The organism is Streptomyces sp. NPDC029169 (assembly GCF_055563935.1).
Window position 1 is genome coordinate 112,250 of the sequence record NZ_JBVHXA010000018.1, and the last position, 18,188, is coordinate 130,437.

Sequence of the window (18,188 nt, forward strand, 5' to 3'; positions counted from 1 at the left end):
GCGTGAAGATCTACCCGTACAAGCGACTCAACCGGCCGATCACGCTGAGGGTGACGTCGGTCTCCCTCAAGCTCTCCGACGGCACCCGCGACCAACTGGAGACCAGCGCGTACTCGACTCAGCACCAAGCCGTCGCACTCGGCATCGCCGGCCACACCGACTGGGTGAGCGCCACGATCGGCCTCTCGGCGACGCTGCCGCCCGGGGCGAATGCGCCGGACGCGGCGTGGTCCGACCTGTGCGTTCTCGCCGTGCTGACGGACGGCGAGACCAATGTCCGCACCTCGACGGACCTCACGCGTGACGCGGAGGACAGCCGTGACTGGTCGGGCTCCCTGGAGGTGCTCCGCGACGACCACTTGGGGCGGGCCTCGCTCGCCGTGCACGCCGTCGGGACGGTCGACGAAGTGCAGGGACGGTCGATCGCCGAGACCGACCGGAGCTGGATCGTCGACACGGTCTCCGACGAGCCCGTCAGCGGGCTCCAACTGGAGGTCCAGAAAGCCTCGTTCGGCAAGAGCTCCAGGGAGCGGCTGCGGGCCTACGCCGACGCGCCCTGGATCGTGGACACCTCGGCCAGGGTCCCCACCGTGTTCGTGAACACCGACGTCGAGGGGATCGTCGGGCTGCTGGACAGCAGCGGCTCCGGTGTGGACAGCAAGGTGCGTGACCTCCTCGTCGCCCAGATGGCCACGGACGTCTGGACCGCGGTGTTCCACGGTGCCATCGGCGATCTGGAGGTGGAACCCGGCGGCGGCCCGGTCTTTCCGACCGACTGGCAGGGCGAGGTGCTGCGGGAGATGCTCCCGGACGTCGTACCCGGCGTGCATGTCGAGGAGGCTCTGCGGCAAGTCCACCGCCGGCGCACCGGCGACTCGGGCTGGGTGGAGCTCCAGACCCGCATCCACTACGCGGCGGTCCGGCGTGCCGATGCCGCCAAGGCGCTGGCCTATGCCATCCGCAGTCTGGAACAGACGAACCGGGAGAGCGAGACGTGATCACCCAGCCCAACCACGTACCGGAGCGCCTGGCCCTGCTCGCCGCCTCGGCCGTCGACACGTTCCTCACCGAGGAGCTGCTCAAGGGCGAACAGGTCCACGGTGGCATCGACCTCGCCAAGGTCGTCGAGCCGCTTCCCGAGGACGACGCCAGGTGGTCGGTCGAGCCGATTCGCAGCCTGGTGGAAGACGCCATGTTCGAGTTCCGCGAGGACCGTACCCGGGCCGACGCCTGGCTCGCGCCACGGCTTCATGCCACGCTGCGCCTGACGCGGCGAGAGGCGGCGGACAAGCGTTTGTGGAACCACCTCGCCCTGGCTGTGGCACCTGACTACGTGGCCTGGCGTCACCTGTCGGAGCCGACGGCGGCGAGGCCGGAGAGGCGCATCGCCGCGGAGCGTTTCCGGGGCCCCGCGGATCGTCAGTGCTTCTCCCGCCTGTGGTGGGCGGCCGAGCTCTTCCGGAACGGGCCTGACTATGAGCCGGCCGCGGTCGCTTGTGGCAACCAGGACCTCATCCACACGGTTCTCCGGATGGAACTGATCGATCACCGCCCCACCGCCCAGGCCCTGGTCCGCCTGCTGAAGAGCGGACAGGTCACCACTGGGCGGGAGATCTTCGGTCTCAGCGTTGCGATCAATGCGGCCGGAGCGACTTTGACCTATGACGTCCTCGCATCGGACGAGCCCAGGGATCCCGCCCGATTGCGAGACTGGATCGCGGAGGCGGGATCGGCACCTCCTGTCGGGCGGTACGAACTCCCGAAGGGGCCCGACGAGGATCCCGTTCCGGAGGAGTCCGTGGCCACGCTCACCGACTACTTCGCGGAGCTGTTCGAGACGGCGCCCGTCAGAGGCAGGAAGAGCGGGGACTGATCCGTTGGCCCCGGAGCTACTGCGCCGATGCCTTCTTGTTCTTGCGCGGGCGCGAGGTCGAGCGGGGCGGCGCCTGATCCTCGGGGCGCGGGCACTGGGCGGTGCAGGCGTCCGGGGCCCCGCAGCCATGGCTCCGCAGCTTGGCCCGCTGTTCCTCCGTGGCAGCCGTCCACGGCTCCCTCAAGGTCTCCGGGTCCGGCGCGGGAAGACCGAGCGCGGCGCTCAGGAGATGCGCACCGAACAGGGGCGGCACGGCATTGCCCACCTGCTGGGCCTGCGCCGTACCGGACCACGGATAGTCCGGCGGGAAACTCTGCAGCATCCCTGCCTCGTTCATGCTGAACCGCCGGCCCTCGTAGACGATGTTCTCGTCGAGGTGCTCGAAGACCACGAAGCGGGAGATGCGACCGGTGACAGTGGCGGCGGGCTGTCGGTCGGTCCGTACTCCGCGTCGCCCCGGGATTCCGGAGCTGCCGTAGTTCGAGCGGACGAGGAAGGGAGTCTTGCGCCCTGGATGCGTGCCCACCGCCCTGGCCAGGACCTTGCCCATCGACGTCCAGTGCTCCAGATCGTCGCCCTTGTCCCGGCGCTCCTCCGGCTCCGGAGCGTTCGACTCGTCGAGGGTCGGCTGATGGACCTGGGCCGAGGCCTTGTCGCTCCTGCGATTCCATTCCTTCGCTTCGTAGGCGTGGTGGGTCGGCTTGGGCAGCGAGGGCTCACCGAGCTCCTTGCGCCGTGCGATCAGTACGGCCCTGGATCGTGTCTGCGGTACCCCGTAGGTTTCGGTGTCGAGGACCTTGACGACGACCTCGTACTCGGTGCCGTCGGGGAGGCCGGTCTCACCCAGCACCTGGGCATAGTGCTTCCAGAGCTCCTCGACCTCACGGACCTGTTCCAGGACGATGACGTCGTACGGGCGATGTTCCCGGCTCGGGCTCCTGGTCGCTTGAATTGCATAGCGGAGGGGCTCGAGGACCATCCCCGTGCGCGGGTCACTGAGGTTCTTCAGGTCCTTGTCGATCGCCTCGTCGGAGTCGCCCGCCATCAGTCGTTCGATGTACTTCTTGACGTCGTCCAGGGCCTTGCGGCCGGCGCCCTTCCCGGCCACCGAATAGGTCTGGCACGGGGGGCCGCCGGCGAGCACGTTGATCTCCGGCGGCAGCGACTCGAAGGCCTCCCTGCGGACCTCGCTCACATCGGCGTGGAGGGTGTCCAGCCCGGCCGCGTATCGCGTCAGACACGCGCTCTTGTCCCACTCGATGCCGAGACTCGGGATGCCGAGCGCGTCAGCGGCGACGTCCAGCCCGCCGGGCCCTGCGAAGAGGTCCAGGACAAAGGGCTTTTCGATGATGGACTGGTGTGGCGCCGCGCTGGTCATGTGGCGGAATTCTAGCCGGCCGCGGAGCCTGCCGGATCCCCGTCCAGCGCTTCGGCGATGGCCCGCCCCAGCGCCCTTCCGACCGGCGGAGGTGTCGCGTGCCCGATCTGGCGGTACCGAGCGGTCTTGAGTCCCGCGATCTCCCAAGATTCGGGAAAGCCCTGCAGCAGTGCCGCCTGCTCGGCTGTGATTTTCACCATGTTGTCCCTGCCGAGCTCGGGATCCCATACGAAGTCCGGTCCGGGAACCCTGTCGCCCACCGTGTGAGCGTTGACGCCCATGGTCGCCCACTTCCGCTTCGCTCCGGTCGGCCCCAGGTCGGCGCCGCCCCGGTTCTTCGAGCCTCCGACCAACGTCGGAGCCGGCTGATCCGCTTGGGCGGCCCAGCGGGCGGCGTCCTGCCAACCGCGTGAGGCCATGGATGGCCCCAGAACGACTCCGACCGTCGTCGGCTCCTGCACGATGGGCTCTGGCGGTCGGAATGCCTTGGCCCCATGCCGTTCGACAGCCACCAGGACTCCCTGCTTGCGATTCTGCGGTACGCCGAAGTCGACGGCGTTCACGACGAACCAACTGAACTCGTATCCCAAGTGGGCCAGTTCAGCCCGGGCGAAGTCGCGGAACTGCTGGTACCTGTCCGAATGGGCGAGATCGGGAACGTTTTCGATGAGCACCGCCCGAGGCCTGATCGCATGGACGAGATAGACGGTGGCCTCCAACAGCCGCTCTTCCACGCGCGAATCCGTCCGCCCGGCGGTCGCACTCGACTTCACCCGTGGCAGGCCCGCCGCGAGGAGATCGACGTCATGGCTCACGGGGTGCTCGGCCGGGTCGAACTCCAGCAGGTCGGTGTGAACCACGTTCCACTGCGGCCGATTGGTCCGCAGAGTCGTGACGGCGACTTCGTCGTCGTCCAGCAGCAGGCGTGGCTCGAAGCCGGCCCGCTCCAACCCCAGAGCGAGCCCACCCGCCCCGGAGCACACGTCGACAAACGTCAGCCTGCTCAACTATTTCTCCCCTGCCCCCGTTGGGCCTTCCGCCGCTGGACCGCAGTCGCGACGCGCAGCGCCACATCTTCCGGCGCCTCATGCTCCCAGAAGCGCAGCACTTCCCACCCGGCCGAGGTCAGGTGCTCGGTCGTCTCCGCATCGCGGGCCATGTTGCGGTCGAGCTTCTGCCGCCACCACTCGGCGTTCGACTTCGGCTGCGTGGCGTGCTGCGGGCAGCCGTGCCAGAAGCAGCCGTCGATCAGGACGGCCACCTTGACCGAGGTGAAGGCCACGTCGATCCGGCGTCGGGCCATTCCCGGCACCGGGTACTCGACTCGGTAGCGCAGTCCGGCTGCGTGGAGCAGACGCCGGACCGCGAGCTCGGAGGCTGTGTCCTTGCTGGCCTGCCGGCTCATGCGTGCCGAGACAGCGGGCGAGAGCGGCTTCATCGTGCTCAAGGCGGCTGTCCCTCACGATCGTGGCTCGGTCCGTCTGCTGGGCGCCGAGTCGTCACGACCCGAGTCGATCGCGCCACCGGGTGGCCAGGCGAAGGCCGAACATCATCATCAGCGCGATCGATCGAGCCGTTGCGCCACGGCTCCTGCATCAATTCCATCATGGGCGTGGGCCCGGCCCATCGGGAACGTCCGACCGGGCCGGCCCTCAGGCCTCCGGACTGCCGTGGCACTCCCCGTACGTTCGCCCCGACCCGCACCAGCAAGCCGCGCCCCGCGCCGGCGGCCACGCCGTTGCGCGGCCCCTGGCCGCCAGGGTCGTGGCGTATTGGGGGAGGAGGTCGGCGTTGGCGGGGGAGGAGGATTCGGAGGCTGCGAAGGCTTCGTACGACGGGACCGTGGCTCGGACGATGCCCAGGTTGGGGGTGCCGGCGACTGCCAGTTCGCGGAGGGAGGCTTCGATGTCTGTGAGGTGGGCGCGGTAGGTGGGGTATTCGGATTCGAGCTCCGGGTACGACGTCAGGAGTTCGTCGAGTTCCGCCTCCGGCCAGTGGAGGACCGCCACCGGGAAGGGGCGGGAGAGGGCCGTGCGGTAGGAGCCCAGTTCGCTGCGGAGGCGGGTGATCTCCGCCTGGAGTTCCGCCGGGTCCGAGGAGCCCAGGGACCACAGGCGCTTCGGGTCGTGCAGCTCGTCCAGGGGGACCGCCGCCGTGTGGAGGGTGTCCGCCAGCGTGTCCCAGGCGTCGTGCGGGAGCGCCAGCATCCTCCGGATCCTGTGGCGGGTCACCAGGAGCGATTGGGTGGGGTGGGGGAGGTCCGGCCCTGATCCCTCGGGTGCCAGGTGCGCTGCTGCCTCCGTCGCCACCGTTTCCGCCAGCTCCAGCTCGTCGTGCGCCTCCAGCGTCTCCGCGATGATCTCCCAGGGGGACGCCTGCGCCGGCCGCTCCGTACGGACGCCCTCTATGATCGCCCTCGCCTCCGCCTCGTGGCCGTACTCCCACAGGTTCGCCGCCTTCAGTGCCCTGATCAGGTGCGGATTGGACAGGGAGGAAGAGGACAGGAGCCTGTCGTACAGCGTCGTCGCCTGCGCGCGGTCGCCCGCCAGTTCCAGGTGGGCCGCCGCCTGGAGCAGCAGGGCCTCCTGGTCCTCCGGGTACCGCGCGGCGGTGCGCAGGAGGCGCTCGGCTTCGGTGACGTGGTCGGCAGGCGTGTCGGGGCGCATGCTGACCACCGTACTGCTGTACGGCCCTGGAGAGTTGGCCCCTCAGCACCTATCGTGCCCCGCGTGCGCGACAGGGTGCGGGGCCGGGTGCCGGTGGTCGTCCAGACACGCGGGGTGCGGAGCGCGCCCGCGCGTGTGCTGTGGGTGTGCGCCGAGGCCGTCGTCACCTGCGGGGTTGTCCTGATGCTCCTCGTCGTCCACCAGCTCTGGTGGACCAACCGGCAGGCCCGCGCCCAGGCCGTCGAGCAGGTGCGGGTCCTCGAGCGGGAGTGGGAGGGATCACCACCCGTCGCGACCGATCCACCTGCGCCTGTGCCGGTGCCGGTGCCGACGTCGGTGCCTGTTCAGGTGCCGACGCCCACGCCGACGCCGGTTCCGGAGCCCGCCGGCGAGGCCGAGAGCCCCGCCTACGCCATCCTCCACATCCCCCGTATCGGCCTCACCGCCCCCATCGCCCAAGGCGTCTCCAAGCGCTCCGTCCTCGACCGGGGGTACGTCGGGCACTACCCGAACACCGCCGGGCCCGGCCGGCCCGGCAACTTCGCCCTCGCCGGCCACCGCAACACCCACGGCGAGCCCTTCCGGTACATCAACCGGCTCACGAAGGGCGACCGGATCCGGGTGCAGACCAGGGAGCGGGAGTACGAGTACGTCGTCGATCAAGTTCTCGCGCAGACCGCGCCCCGTGATACCGGTGTCATCCAGCCCGTACCCCGCTCCCTCGTCAAGCCCTCCTACGGCTACTCCGAACCCGGCTCCTACCTGACCCTCACCACCTGCACCCCCGAGTTCAGTTCCGCCTACCGGCTCGTCGTCTGGGCCAAGCGTGTATAACGGCTGGAGGCCAGGAGTAAGGGGAGGAGGGTGGTCGTGAGGGAACTTGGGTTGCGCCTGCTCGCTCCCGTCTTCTTCCTGCTCGCCCTCGCCGATCTGCTGCTCTCCGACGGGTCGAGCCTCTCCGCCGCTGTCGCCCTCGCCGCGACCACCGTCGTCTGCGCCCTCATCGGCGCCCCCGCGCCCGCGCCCGTACCCCACACGCGGGTACGCACCGCCCTGCGCGACCGCCAGCGACGCACCGCCTTCCTGCCCCAGCGCGACCCCGACGCCTCCGGGCGCCCTAGGCCCCGGGCACCCGGACGGGCCCTCCCGGCGGCCGCGTAGGAGCGAAGCAAAACCCTGCGCGGATCCGTCATGCCGACGTTCTCCCTTCCGGCACGACGAGACCCTCGGAGGGTCCCCATGTCCGTTTTCGCCACCCTGGTCGAGCAGCTCGCCGACCTGCTCCAGCCCCTCTTCGCCACCACCGCCACCGCCGCCGCGATCGTTCTCTTCACGACCCTCGTCCGGCTCGCCGTCCATCCCCTCTCGCGAGCCGCCGCCCGCGGGCAGCAGGCCCGTACCCGCATCGCCCCGCAACTCGCCGAGCTGCGCACCCAGCACGCCAAGAACCCCGAGCGGCTCAAGCAGGCGGTCACCGAGCTGCACGCCAAGGAGAAGGTCTCGCCCTTCGCCGGCTGTCTGCCGAGCCTCCTCCAGGCGCCCGCGTTCCTGCTCATGTACCACCTGTTCTCCGGTGACCGCATGGCCGGGCACAGCCTCTTCGCCGCCCCGCTCGGCGACCACTACGCCGACGCGCTCGCGGGGGGTGGGGTCTTCGGGCCGGCCGGGCTCGTGTACCTCGTGCTCTTCTTGATCGTCGCCGCCGTGGCCACTTTCAACTACCGGCGTACGAAGCGGCAGCTCGCTGCCCAGCCGCTGGGCGCGGACACCATCAACAAGGTGATGCCGCTGCTCTCCTTCGCCACCCTCATCACGGTCGCCGTCGTTCCGCTCGCCGCCGCCCTCTACGTCGTCACCAGCACCACCTGGACCGTCTTCGAGCGGGCCCTCCTCTACTGAAGCTGAAGCTACCGCCGCGTAAGGGTCCAGTCCGTGAACGGGGTCTTGCAGAGTGGTCCGAACTCTTGGAGGATCGACCAACCTCCGATGGCCGCAACCCATCGGCCGGGGATCAGTAGGGCCCGCCCCCGGGCCCACCTCGACCACAGGGAGAAGACCATGAAGCTGCTGCGAGTCGGTCCGGCGGGTGCCGAGCGTCCCGCCCTGCTCGACCAGGACGGGACGCTCCGCGACCTGTCCGCCCTGGTCGGCGACGTCGACGGCAGCCTGCTCGCCGACGAGTCCGCCCTCGACCGGATCCGGGCCGCCCTCGGCGCCGGCGTGCTGCCCGCGCTCGACGCGACCGGGCTTCGGATCGGCCCGCCGGTCGGCCGGATCGGCAAGGTCGTGTGCATCGGGCTGAACTACCACGGCCACGCCGCCGAGACCGGCGCCGCGACCCCCGCCGAGCCGGTCGTCTTCCTCAAGGCCCCCGACACCGTCGTCGGCCCTGACGACACCGTGCTCGTACCGCGCCGCAGCACCAAGACGGACTGGGAGGTCGAGCTCGCCATCGTCATCGGCCGCACGGCCCGCTACCTGGAGACCGACGAGCAGGCCCTGGCGCACGTCGCCGGCTACGCGATCGCGCACGACGTCTCCGAGCGCGAGTTCCAGATCGAGCGCGGCGGCACGTGGGACAAGGGCAAGAACTGCGAGACCTTCAACCCGCTCGGCCCGTGGCTGGTCACCGCCGACGAGGTGCCGGACCCGCAGGCGCTGTCGCTCAAGCTGTGGGTCAACGGCGAGCTGAAGCAGGACGGCAACACCTCGGACCAGATCTTCGGCGTCGCGGAGGTCGTACGGTACGTCAGCCAGTTCATGACCCTGTACCCCGGCGACATCATCAACACCGGCACCCCGGCCGGCGTCGCGATGGGGCAGCCCGAGCCGAAGCCGTACCTGCGGGCCGGTGACGTGGTGGAGCTGGAGATCGACGGGCTCGGGCGTCAGCGGCAGGTCCTCAAGGACGCGTAGGCGCCATAGCCTCGCGCAGCCGGCCCAGCGCCTCCACCACCAGCGCGTGGTCGTCCGCCTGCGGCCGGCCCGACACCGTCACCCGAGCCGATCACCCCCGCGCCCTCGACCGTGGCCGGGAACGAACCGCCGTGCGCGGCGTACCGGTCGGGGTCGAGGCGCGAGCCGTACGTGAAGTGGGGGAGGACCGGGTTCCGTTCCTGCGCCTCCAGTGCGCCGACCTCGCTCACCTCGCTCACCTCGCTCACAGGGACACGACGACGCCCTCGCGGGCCGAGCGGCGTGCCGCCTCCAGGACGCCGAGGGCGGCGGCGGCCTCGTGGGCGGTGACCGGGTTCGTGCCGGTGCCGCGTACGGCGGCGGCGACGGCCGCGTAGTACGCCGGGTAGTCGCCCGGCACCGTCTCGACCGGCACGCCGCCGCCCGTCGCCGGGGACTCCCCGGCGCCGAGGCGGCCCCACAGCGACTCCGGCTCCACGCCCCACGGAGCGCCGGGTGTCGGCCGCAGGCCTTCGCGCAGGTCGGCCTCCTGGGGGTCGAGGCCGTACTTCACGAATCCGGCGCTCGAACCCAGGACCCGGAAGCGGGGGCCGAGCTGGGCGGTGGTGGCGCTCACGTACAGATGGGAGCGCACGCCGTTCGCGTGCGTGATCGCGATGAACGTGTCGTCGTCGGCCTCGGCGCCGGGGCGGCGGACGTCGGACTCCGCGTACACGCGCACGGCCGGGCCGAAGAGGACCAGCGCCTGGTCGACGACATGGCTGCCCAGGTCGAAGAGGAGTCCGCCGATCTCCTCCGGGGCGCCGGACTCGCGCCAGCCGCCCTTGAGCTGCGGGCGCCAGCGCTCGAACCGGGACTCGAAGCGCTGGACGCGGCCGAGCGAGCCCTCGCCGATGAGGCGGCGGAGGGTGAGGAAGTCGTTGTCCCAGCGGCGGTTCTGAAAGACGGACAGGAGCAGACCCCGCTCCTCGGCGAGCGCGGCGAGCGCGCGTGCCTCGGCGGCCGTGCCCGCCACCGGCTTGTCCACGACGACCGGGAGGCCGGCGGTGAGGGCGGCGGTGGCGAACGGCACGTGCGTCTTGTTGGGGGAGGCGACGACGATCAGATCGAGCTCGTCCGCCCGCGCCCACAGCTCCTCGGGCGAGTCCGCGACCCGTACGCCGGGATGCGCGGCGCGCGCCTGCGCCTGGCGCTCCGGGTTGCCGGTCGTGACCGTGTCGAGGACGAGGCCCTCGGTGGCGGCGATCAGCGGGGCGTGGAAGACGGAGCCCGCGAGGCCGTAGCCGACGAGTCCGACGCGGAGGGGGGCGGGGCCGGTGCCAGTCATGAAGCTTACTTAAGCAACGCTGTTGCCGAAGTGCAAGCGAGGGGCAGAATGGGGTGGTGAACAGGAGTGTCAGGCCCGCGACGGGCGCGAATCTGCCGGTGGTACGCAGCCATAACGCCGCGCTCGTCCTCGATCTGCTGCGGACGGCGGGGGATGCGGGGATCAGCCGCCTGGAGCTGGCCGAGCGGACCGGGCTCACCCCGCAGGCGGTCAGCAAGATCACGGCGCGGCTGCGGGCGGAGGGCCTGGTGCGGGAGGCCGGTCACCGCGCCTCGACCGGCGGGAAGCCGCGTACCGTCCTGCGACTGGTGCCGTCGGCGGCGTACGCGGTGGGGGTGCACCTGGACCGCGACGAGCTGACGGTCGTTCTGGTGGACCTGGCGGGGGTACGGGTCGCGGTACGGCGGACCCCGCTGGACCTGGGCGCGGGGGCGGACGCGGTGTTGGGGGTCGTGGAGCGGGAGGTCGGTGCCGTCGGGAGCGAGGTCCGGGCGGTGGGGCGGGAGGTCGGCGCCCTCATGGACGATGGCCGGGCGCCAGGGGGTGGGGAGGCGGCAGGATCGGTTGCCGCCGGCGAGGATCCTGGGACCGTTCCCGGGGCCGAGCCCCCGAGGAGCCTTGAGGCCCCGCCCGCCCCCGAAACCCCCGAAACCCCCGAAACCCCCGCCACCCCCGCCGTCCTCGGTGTCGGCGTCGCCATGCCCGGGCCGCTCGATCACCTCGCCGGGACGCCCGGGCGGGTCACCGGCTATCCCGACTGGGAAGGCGTTCCGCTGCGCGACGAGCTCGCGCGGCGGCTCCGGCTGCCCGTCGTCCTCGACAAGGACACCAACGCCGCCGCCCTCGGCCTCGCCCTCCGCGCCACGGCCCCCGCCGCCGACTCGTTCGCGTACCTCCATCTCGGTACCGGACTCGGCTCCGGGCTCGTCCTCGGCGGCGCCCTCCACCGGGGGGCCAGGACCGGGGCCGGGGAGTTCGGGCACCAGACCGTCCTGCTCGACGGGCCGCCCTGCGGCTGCGGCGGGCGCGGCTGTCTGGAGGTCCTGTGCCTGGCGGCCGTCGCGCGCGGCGACCTCCCCGAGGCGGCGCGCGTCCTCGGTACCGGCGCCGCGAATCTCGTACGGCTCCTGGACATCGACCGCGTCGTCCTCGGCGGCCGGGTCGTGGCCGCCCACCCCGAGGCCTTCGTGGGCGGCGTCGGCGCGGTCCTCGCCGGGGCGGGCCTGGGTACGCCGGTCACGAGCACCGCCACCCCGTACGCCGTCGCCGAGGGCGCGGCGCAGCTGATCCTCGCGCCGATCTTCGGAAAATAGGCTGATCGGATGGAATGGGCGGACCGTCCGGGCGCACGCGCCGCGTCGCTCCCAGGACCCGCCGCGCCCACCTGGCAGCGTCGCGGCCGTCCCGTACGCCCGCGAGCAGCAAAGGCACCTGTCCCATGCGACTGCGCAACGCCCTCGCCCTCGGTGTGACCGCGGCGACGACCGGAACCGCCGTCCTCGCGCTCGCCGTCGCCCCCTCCTCGGCGGAGCCCCCCACGTGCGGCAAGGTGACCGACCCCGACTTCCCGATCGACACCCGGATCCACGGCGGCCCCACCGCGTACGTCCCCGGCGACGGCTTCCGTACCTTCGAGGTCGAGCTCACCAACACCACCACCGAGCCCTGCCACAGCATCCACCCGGTCCTGGCCCTCACCGACCGCGACCGGGTGCTCCAACCCGCCCAGATCCGGCTGGACTTCTACGACTCCGAGGCGGGCCGCTGGCGCCCGGTCGCGTTCGAGGGGACCGAGGAGGACGAGAACATCGGCGTGTTCACCGGCGATTCCGGCGATTCCAGCGTCTCGGGCGCCTCCGGCCTCTCCGGCGTCCCCGGATTCTCCGGCTTCTCCGTCCCCGCCGGCCGCACGGTCACCGTCGGCGTCCGGCTCGCGTTCCGCGAGGACACCGCCCCCAACGAGGTGGTGGCCAACGCGGCGATCGTGCAGCGCCAGGGGAACGACGGCGACTGGGTCGGCGAGTCCGACGACTACCGGCTGACCATCGCGGCCGAGGGCACGGAAGAGGACCCGGAGTCCGCCCCCGCGGAGGCCACCCCGCCGCGCGGCGACACCGGCATCCCGCCCGTGCCCGCCTGGCCCGAACTCGCCCACACCGGCCCCGAGCCGGCCGTCGCCCTGGCCCCGGCCTCCGGTGCGCTGCTTGTCACGGGCGCGGCCCTGCTCGTCGCCGCCCGGCGCGGGCGCAAGGGCGCCTGACGCCGGCCCTGCTTGTCGGCCGCCCGACGCCGGTGCAAGCACGCCTGACGCCCCCGCACCCGCCGCGTCACTCTCCGTACATCCTCCCGTTCACTCCCATCTGCGAGCATCCCCCAGTGGACTACCCGAACGACCAGGCACCTGGCGCACCCATCCGCTCCGGCATCCCCGAGCACGGCCGCATCCCCAAGTACTACGCGGTGAAGGCGAAAGTCGCCTCGCTGATAGACGAGTTGGGCGAAGGCGGGCTGCTGCCCACCGAGCGGGATCTCGCCGTCCGGTACGAGGTCTCCCGCGAGACCGTCCGGCAGGCCCTGCGCGAGCTGCTCCTCGAAGGGCGGCTGCGCCGCCAGGGGCGCGGGACCGTGGTCGCCGGGCCGAAGCTGGAGCAGCCGCTCTCGCTCGCGAGCTACACCGAAGGCGTACGGCGGCAGGGGCGCCGGCCCGGCCGTACCCTCATCTCGCTCGACCGCTTCCCCTGCTCCGACGCCCTCGCGCCCGAGATCGGCGTCCAAAGCGGCGAGCCCGTCTGGCATATGGAGCGTGTGCTGCTCGCCGACGACGAGCGGGTCGGGCTCGAGAGTACATACGTCCCGGTGGCCCGCGTCCCGCGCCTGGACAGCGAGTTCGACCCCGACTCCTCCTTCTACCGCTACCTCCACGAGAACCTCGGGATCACCTTCGGCGACGCCGACGAGCGGATCGAGACCGTGCTCGCCACGCCCCGCGAGGCCCTGCTCATCGGCACGCCGCCCGCGCTCCCGATGCTGCTGATCCACCGGATCTCGCGGGACACGTCCGGCAGCCCGCTGGAACGGGTCCGCACGCTCTACCGGGGCGATCGCTTCAGCTTCACCGCGCACCTGGGGCAGCAGGGCTGACCCGACGCCCCTGTGGGCGTAGATAACGGTAACGTAACGGGTCTAGGCCAAGCTTGTCGGCCCGTTCACCGTCCCGTTGCCATCCGGATCGTTCACGGTCACCCGTCGCCAGGACTGTGAACGGCATGAAGGTGATCGTCGTAGGAGCCGGCGTGGTGGGAACCATGCACGCCTGGCACGCAGTGGAACGCGGCCACGAGGTCGTACACATCGAGCGCGAGGCCGAGGCGCGCGGCGCCTCGCTCCGCAACTTCGGCCAGATATGGGTGAGCGGCCGCGCAGGCGGGGAGGAGCTGGACACCGCGCTGCGCGCCCGCGAACTCTGGGAGGGCATCGGCACCCGCGTCCCCGAGCTCGGCTTCCGGGCCATCGGCTCGCTCACCCCCGTGCGCAACGACCTGGAACTGGCCGTCGCCGAGGCCGCCCTCGCCCGCCCCGACGCGGCCGCCCGCGGCTACAAGCTGCTCACCGCCGACGAGGCGCGCCAGATCAACCCGGCCCTCCGGGGGGACTTCCAGGCCGCCCTGTTCTGTGAGCGGGACGCGGCCGTCGAGCCCCGCATCGCCCAACTCGCCCTGCGCAAGGCCCTCCTTGCCACCGGGAAGTACACCTTCCTGCCGAACCGTGAGGTCCGTGACGTCTCCGGCGCCGAAGGCATGCGGAACGCCGCCGTCCGCGACGACCGCGGCGAGGTCCACACCGGCGACGCCGTCGTCCTGTGCACCGGCGCCGCGCTCAGCGGCCTCGTCCGCGAGATCGCGGGCGACATTCCGGTCCGCCGGGTCCGGCTGCAGATGATGCAGACCGACCCGCTCGGCGAGCCGCTGACCACCTCCGTCGCCGACGCCGACTCCTTCCGCTACTACCCGGCGTACCAGTCCGATGCCCTGGACGCCCTCAACGCGGGCCAGACGCAGGACCCGACCGCCGCCGCGCACAAGATGCAGTTGCTCATGGTGCAGCGCCTCGACGGCGGACTGACCATCGGCGACACCCACGAGTACGAGCACCCCTTCGCCTTCGACACCCTCGAAGACCCCTACGAGCACCTGGTCCGCGTCGTCGAGTCCTTCCTCGGCCGCCCGCTGCCGAAGATCCGGCGCCGCTGGGCGGGCGTGTACGCGCAGTGCACCGACACCAGCCGCGTCGTGCACCGCCAGCAGGTCCGCGAAGGTGTGTGGCTGGTGACCGGACCCGGCGGACGCGGCATGACCTGCTCGCCCGCCATCGCCGAGACGACCGCGAACGAACTGGGCTGGTGACGGAGATGACGCAGTACGACCTTGTTGTTCTCGACATGGCCGGGACCACCGTCGCCGACGGCGGGCTCGTCGAGCGGGCGTTCAGTGCCGCCGCCGAGCGGCTCGGCGAAGACCCGGCCACGATGATCGACTACGTCCGCGCCACCATGGGCGAGTCCAAGATCTCCGTCTTCCGCCACCTCTTCGGCGGCGACGAGACCCGCGCCCAGCAGGCCAACCTCGCCTTCGAGGAGGCGTACGGAGAGCTGGTCACCGGCGGCCTGATTGCACCGGTCCCCGGCGCGCCCGAGGCCATCGCCGAGCTGAAGGGCCAGGGCCGGACGGTCGTCCTGACCACCGGGTTCGCCCGGGTCACGCAGGACGCCATCCTCGACGCGCTCGGCTGGCGGGACCTGGTCGAGCTGACCCTCTGCCCGGCGGACGCCGGTGGCCGCGGACGCCCGTACCCGGACATGGTCCTCGGAGCTTTCCTCCGTACGGGAGCCGTGGACGACGTCCGGGAGGTGGTGGTCGCGGGCGACACCTCGTACGACATGCTCAGCGGCGTCCGGGCGGGGGCCGGGATCGTGGCGGGCGTGCTGACGGGGGCGCACGACGAGGCCGCGCTCAAGGAGCACGGCGCCACGCACGTCCTCGCGTCGGTGGCCGAGCTGCCGGGGGCGATAGCGCGGGCGGAGGCGGACCGGTGACGGGGCGCGACGCGGGCGTGGTGGCGGGGGGCGAGGCGGGGCCGGCCGCCATGGGGTCGGCCCGAACGGGTGCGGGCCCGGCGTTCGGCGCCGTGACGGGTGCGGGCCCCGCGGCCGCCGCTGTGACGGGTGCGGGCCCCGCGGCCAGCGCCGTGACCCGCGCGACCGGCGCCCGTAGCGGTATCCGCTTCGACGCCGTCACCGTGACGTACGGGAACAACACCGTCCTCGACTCCCTCGACCTGACCGTCGAGCCCGGTGAGGTCATGGCCCTCCTCGGGCCCTCCGGCTCCGGCAAGACGACCGCCCTGCGCGCCGTCGCCGGGTTCGTGCGGCCCGCCTCCGGGCGGGTGTTCATCGGCGACCGCGACGTCACCGGCCTCCCGCCGCACAAGCGGGGGATCGGGATGGTCGTCCAGCAGTACGCCCTCTTCCCGCACATGCGGGTCGAGGACAACGTGGCCTTCGGCCTGAAGGCGCAGAAGGCGCCGAAGGCCGAGATCCCCGGGCGGGTCGCCGAGGCCCTGGAGATGACCGGGATGGCGGCCTACGCCAAGCGCTACCCGCGCGAGCTGTCCGGCGGACAGCAGCAGCGCGTCGCGATCGCCCGCGCCCTCGCCATCCGGCCGAACGTCCTGCTCCTCGACGAGCCGCTGTCCGCGCTCGACGCGCAGCTGCGCTCGGGGATGCTTGCCGAACTGGCGCGGCTGCACCGGGAGTTGCCGGACGTCTCCATCCTGTACGTCACCCACGACCAGGTCGAGGCGCTGACCCTGGCGGACCGGATCGCGGTCATGGACAAGGCCCGGCTCCAGGACTGCGGCACGCCGCAGGACCTGTACCGCCGTCCTCGTACGGAGTTCACGGCGTCGTTCGTCGGCAACGCGAATCTGCTGCCGGTGAGGGTGGGGGTGGGCGGGGTCGCCTTCGGCGGCGCCGAGCTGAAGGTCGCCACGGACGACGTGGCGCCGGGCGCCGCGGCCACCCTCTGCGTACGGCCGCACCTCGTCGGCCTCGGAGAGGGGCCGAACGCGCTGCGGGGGCGGATCGCCGAGGTGCAGTGGCGGGGCTCCACGCACCGGCTGTACGTGGACGTCGACGGGCACCGCGTCAAGGCGGACGTCCGGGAACTCCGCGAGACGCCCGCTCTTGGTGACGAGGTCACGCTGCACTTCGCGCCCGAGGACGGGGTGCTGCTGGGGGCCGGGGTGTCCGATGGGTGACCCGTCCGCGCCGGTCATGACAGCTGAGCGCCGTCGTGGCGGGGCACCCGAGGCGGACGCGCCCGCAGAGGCGCCGTCCGTTGTGCCCACCCGTTCCGCCCCAGCGGAACGTATGCCCACAACGGTCTCCAGGGGTCTCTGGGCGCTTCCCCCCGTCCTCGCGCTTGCCGTCGTCTTTCTCTATCCCCTCGCCCTCGTCGTCCAGGAGTCCCTCGCCCCCGGGGCCTACGCCGGCGTCTTCGGGTCCGAGGCGTTTCGGGAGGCGCTTGTCACCACCGTGTGGCTGGCCGTCGGGGCCACCGTCGGGTGTCTGGTCCTCGGGTTCGTGCTCGCGCTCGTCATCGCGTTCGTACCGTTCCCCGGCGGGAAGGCGGTGTCGAAGTTCATCGACGTCTTCCTCTCCTTCCCGTCCTTCCTGATCACGCTCGCCCTGCTCTTCCTCTACGGCACGGTCGGCATGGCCAACGGCCTGTGGACGGACCTCACCGGCGCCGACCCAGGAACCGGTCCCTTCCAGTTCCTGACCACGCCCTGGGGTGTCCTCCTCGCCGAGATCACGTACTTCACGCCGTTCGTGATGCGCCCCCTCCTCGCCGCGTTCTCGCAGATGGAGACCGCGCAGCTGGAGGTCGCCTCCTCGCTCGGCGCGAGGCCGTTGCGCATCATCCGGCAGGTGATCCTGCCCGAGGCGCTGCCCGCGCTCGCCGCCGGCGGAAGCCTCGTCCTGGTCATGTGCCTCAACGAGTTCGGGATCGTCCTCTTCACCGGCGCCAAGGGCGTCACGACCCTCCCGATGCTCGTCTACGGCAAGGCCATCCTCGAGTCCGACTACGCCGCCGCGTGCGTCGTCGCCGTCGTCAACGTCGCGATCTCCGTGGGCCTCTACGGCCTCTACCGGGTGGTGAGCAAGCGTGTTGGTGCATAGCCGTACGGGCAAGTGGACGGCCTGGGCCCTCTTCGCGGTCCTCTTCGTCCCGCTCTTCGCCCTCCCGCTCCTCGTGATCCTCGCCGCCTCGTTCTCCACCCACTGGTCCGGGGCCTTCCCCTCCGGGCCGACCGCGGAGCACTACACGGCCGCCGTGCGCGGCGAGTCCCTGCAGGCGCTCACGACCAGCCTGGTCACCGCCGTCACCGCGAGCCTGCTCGCGCTGACCGTCGGCACCTGGGCGGCGCTCGCCGCGGGCTCTCTCCGGAAGAACGGCCGTCGGGTTCTCGACGCGCTGTTCATGCTGCCCGTCGCCGTCCCGTCGGTCGTCGTCGGTCTGGCCGTCCTGGTCGCCTTCTCGCAGCCGCCCGTGCTCCTGAACGGCACGCGCTGGATCGTGATCCTCGCGCACACCATTCTTGTCACGGCGTTTGCCTATCAGTCGGTTTCGGCGGCCATCCTCCGTCTCGACCCGATGTACGAGCAGGCGGCGGCCAGCCTCGGCGCCCGCCCCGCGTACGTCCTGCTCCGGGTGAAGCTGCCGCTCCTGCTGCCGTCGCTCAACGCGGCCGCCGGGCTCTGCTTCGCCCTGTCCATGGGTGAGCTGAGCGCCACGATGATGCTCTACCCGCCGGACTGGCTGCCGCTGCCGGTGCTGATCTTCACCGCCACCGACCGCGGCTCGCTCTTCACCGGCTCGGCGCTCGCCGTGGTCCTCATGGCCACGACCCTGCTCGTCCTGCTCGCCGTCTCCCGTATCCGTACCAAAGCGTCCTACCGCTGACCTG

Annotated in this window: 19 protein-coding genes and 1 pseudogene; 14 read left to right on the plus strand and 6 right to left on the minus strand. The window is 71.6% G+C overall.

Annotated elements, in window-relative coordinates; genetic code table 11:
- Positions 1–2: 2 nt before the first annotated feature.
- Complete coding sequence (locus ACZ4VI_RS28615) at positions 3–998, plus strand: hypothetical protein (protein ID WP_468003815.1); 996 nt, start codon at positions 3–5, stop codon at positions 996–998.
- Entirely contained in the window at positions 995–1,873 is an 879-nt protein-coding gene (locus ACZ4VI_RS28620) for a DUF6339 family protein (protein ID WP_468003816.1), read from the plus strand. The genes ACZ4VI_RS28615 and ACZ4VI_RS28620 overlap by 4 nt, the downstream gene beginning before the upstream one ends.
- 16 nt (positions 1,874–1,889) lie before the next feature.
- On the opposite strand, the gene ACZ4VI_RS28625 is transcribed toward ACZ4VI_RS28620, so the two are convergent.
- From ACZ4VI_RS28625 to ACZ4VI_RS28640, 4 genes are all read right to left on the minus strand, one after another.
- Positions 1,890–3,251 (minus strand): DNA cytosine methyltransferase, encoded by a 1,362-nt coding sequence (locus ACZ4VI_RS28625; RefSeq protein WP_468003818.1) that lies wholly within the window; start codon positions 3,249–3,251, stop codon positions 1,890–1,892.
- An 11-nt stretch (positions 3,252–3,262) separates the two neighbouring features.
- Positions 3,263–4,258: a DNA cytosine methyltransferase gene (locus tag ACZ4VI_RS28630; RefSeq protein ID WP_468003820.1), complete on the minus strand. Its 996-nt coding sequence runs from the start codon at positions 4,256–4,258 to the stop codon at positions 3,263–3,265.
- On the minus strand, positions 4,255–4,656 hold the full coding sequence (locus ACZ4VI_RS28635; RefSeq protein WP_468003951.1) for a very short patch repair endonuclease: 402 nt from the start codon (positions 4,654–4,656) through the stop codon (positions 4,255–4,257). Before ACZ4VI_RS28635 ends, ACZ4VI_RS28630 begins: the two co-directional genes overlap by 4 nt.
- Before the next feature lie 247 nt (positions 4,657–4,903).
- Entirely contained in the window at positions 4,904–5,917 is a 1,014-nt protein-coding gene (locus ACZ4VI_RS28640) for an SEC-C domain-containing protein (protein WP_468003822.1), read from the minus strand.
- Positions 5,918–5,980: 63 nt separating this feature from the next.
- Here ACZ4VI_RS28640 and ACZ4VI_RS28645 point away from each other — a divergent pair, with 63 nt between their 5' ends.
- From ACZ4VI_RS28645 to ACZ4VI_RS28660, 4 genes are all read left to right on the plus strand, one after another.
- Positions 5,981–6,751 (plus strand): class E sortase, encoded by a 771-nt coding sequence (locus ACZ4VI_RS28645; RefSeq protein WP_468003824.1) that lies wholly within the window; start codon positions 5,981–5,983, stop codon positions 6,749–6,751.
- 36 nt (positions 6,752–6,787) lie between these two features.
- Positions 6,788–7,078, plus strand: coding sequence for a DUF6412 domain-containing protein (locus ACZ4VI_RS28650; RefSeq protein WP_468003826.1), 291 nt, complete (start codon positions 6,788–6,790; stop codon positions 7,076–7,078).
- 78 nt (positions 7,079–7,156) lie between these two features.
- Complete coding sequence (locus tag ACZ4VI_RS28655) at positions 7,157–7,816, plus strand: YidC/Oxa1 family membrane protein insertase (protein ID WP_468003827.1); 660 nt, start codon at positions 7,157–7,159, stop codon at positions 7,814–7,816.
- 159 nt (positions 7,817–7,975) lie between these two features.
- Positions 7,976–8,833, plus strand: coding sequence for a fumarylacetoacetate hydrolase family protein (locus ACZ4VI_RS28660; RefSeq protein ID WP_468003828.1), 858 nt, complete (start codon positions 7,976–7,978; stop codon positions 8,831–8,833).
- Here ACZ4VI_RS28660 and ACZ4VI_RS28665 read toward each other — a convergent pair.
- Together ACZ4VI_RS28665 and ACZ4VI_RS28670 are read right to left on the minus strand one after the other, a co-directional pair.
- Positions 8,820–9,009 (minus strand): annotated as a pseudogene (locus ACZ4VI_RS28665) (heme-binding protein); the annotation flags it as partial. The gene ACZ4VI_RS28660 and the pseudogene ACZ4VI_RS28665 sit on opposite strands and share 14 nt — an antisense overlap.
- A 68-nt stretch (positions 9,010–9,077) precedes the next feature.
- Positions 9,078–10,160: a Gfo/Idh/MocA family oxidoreductase gene (locus ACZ4VI_RS28670; RefSeq protein WP_468003830.1), complete on the minus strand. Its 1,083-nt coding sequence runs from the start codon at positions 10,158–10,160 to the stop codon at positions 9,078–9,080.
- Between the two features lie 53 nt (positions 10,161–10,213).
- On the opposite strand from ACZ4VI_RS28670, the gene ACZ4VI_RS28675 reads away from it, so the two are divergent.
- The 8 genes from ACZ4VI_RS28675 to ACZ4VI_RS28710 all read left to right on the plus strand — a co-directional run bounded on the left by ACZ4VI_RS28675 (position 10,214) and on the right by ACZ4VI_RS28710 (position 18,184).
- Positions 10,214–11,473, plus strand: a complete 1,260-nt coding sequence (locus ACZ4VI_RS28675) for an ROK family transcriptional regulator (RefSeq protein ID WP_468003832.1) — start codon at positions 10,214–10,216, stop codon at positions 11,471–11,473.
- A gap of 125 nt (positions 11,474–11,598) precedes the next feature.
- Positions 11,599–12,420 (plus strand): hypothetical protein, encoded by an 822-nt coding sequence (locus ACZ4VI_RS28680; RefSeq protein WP_468003834.1) that lies wholly within the window; start codon positions 11,599–11,601, stop codon positions 12,418–12,420.
- Positions 12,421–12,536: 116 nt separating this feature from the next.
- Entirely contained in the window at positions 12,537–13,301 is a 765-nt protein-coding gene (locus tag ACZ4VI_RS28685) for a GntR family transcriptional regulator (RefSeq protein WP_468003836.1), read from the plus strand.
- 125 nt (positions 13,302–13,426) lie between these two features.
- Entirely contained in the window at positions 13,427–14,563 is a 1,137-nt protein-coding gene (locus tag ACZ4VI_RS28690; RefSeq protein ID WP_468003838.1) for a TIGR03364 family FAD-dependent oxidoreductase, read from the plus strand.
- Between the two features lie 5 nt (positions 14,564–14,568).
- A complete protein-coding gene (locus ACZ4VI_RS28695; protein WP_468003840.1) occupies positions 14,569–15,252 on the plus strand; it encodes a phosphonatase-like hydrolase in 684 nt (227 codons plus the stop codon).
- Complete coding sequence (locus ACZ4VI_RS28700; protein WP_468003842.1) at positions 15,249–16,475, plus strand: ABC transporter ATP-binding protein; 1,227 nt, start codon at positions 15,249–15,251, stop codon at positions 16,473–16,475. Before ACZ4VI_RS28695 ends, ACZ4VI_RS28700 begins: the two co-directional genes overlap by 4 nt.
- A 16-nt stretch (positions 16,476–16,491) precedes the next feature.
- The gene (locus ACZ4VI_RS28705) at positions 16,492–17,400 is read left to right on the plus strand and encodes a 2-aminoethylphosphonate ABC transporter permease subunit (protein WP_468003844.1); all 909 of its coding nucleotides are present in this window, start codon (positions 16,492–16,494) and stop codon (positions 17,398–17,400) included.
- A complete protein-coding gene (locus ACZ4VI_RS28710; protein ID WP_468003846.1) occupies positions 17,387–18,184 on the plus strand; it encodes an ABC transporter permease in 798 nt (265 codons plus the stop codon). Before ACZ4VI_RS28705 ends, ACZ4VI_RS28710 begins: the two co-directional genes overlap by 14 nt.
- The last annotated feature ends 4 nt before the right edge of the window (positions 18,185–18,188 follow it).

Bases quoted from the DNA above. Each gene is read 5' to 3' on its own strand.
- ACZ4VI_RS28625 (WP_468003818.1), bottom strand. From the start codon at position 3,251: ATGACCAGCGCGGCGCCACACCAGTCCATCATCGAAAAGCCCTTTGTC.
- ACZ4VI_RS28635 (WP_468003951.1), bottom strand. From the start codon at position 4,656: ATGAGCCGGCAGGCCAGCAAGGACACAGCCTCCGAGCTCGCGGTCCGG.
- ACZ4VI_RS28640 (WP_468003822.1), bottom strand. From the start codon at position 5,917: ATGCGCCCCGACACGCCTGCCGACCACGTCACCGAAGCCGAGCGCCTC.
- ACZ4VI_RS28655 (WP_468003827.1), top strand. From the start codon at position 7,157: ATGTCCGTTTTCGCCACCCTGGTCGAGCAGCTCGCCGACCTGCTCCAG.
- ACZ4VI_RS28660 (WP_468003828.1), top strand. From the start codon at position 7,976: ATGAAGCTGCTGCGAGTCGGTCCGGCGGGTGCCGAGCGTCCCGCCCTG.
- ACZ4VI_RS28670 (WP_468003830.1), bottom strand. From the start codon at position 10,160: ATGACTGGCACCGGCCCCGCCCCCCTCCGCGTCGGACTCGTCGGCTAC.
- ACZ4VI_RS28680 (WP_468003834.1), top strand. From the start codon at position 11,599: ATGCGACTGCGCAACGCCCTCGCCCTCGGTGTGACCGCGGCGACGACC.
- ACZ4VI_RS28690 (WP_468003838.1), top strand. From the start codon at position 13,427: ATGAAGGTGATCGTCGTAGGAGCCGGCGTGGTGGGAACCATGCACGCC.
- ACZ4VI_RS28695 (WP_468003840.1), top strand. From the start codon at position 14,569: ATGACGCAGTACGACCTTGTTGTTCTCGACATGGCCGGGACCACCGTC.
- ACZ4VI_RS28705 (WP_468003844.1), top strand. From the start codon at position 16,492: ATGACAGCTGAGCGCCGTCGTGGCGGGGCACCCGAGGCGGACGCGCCC.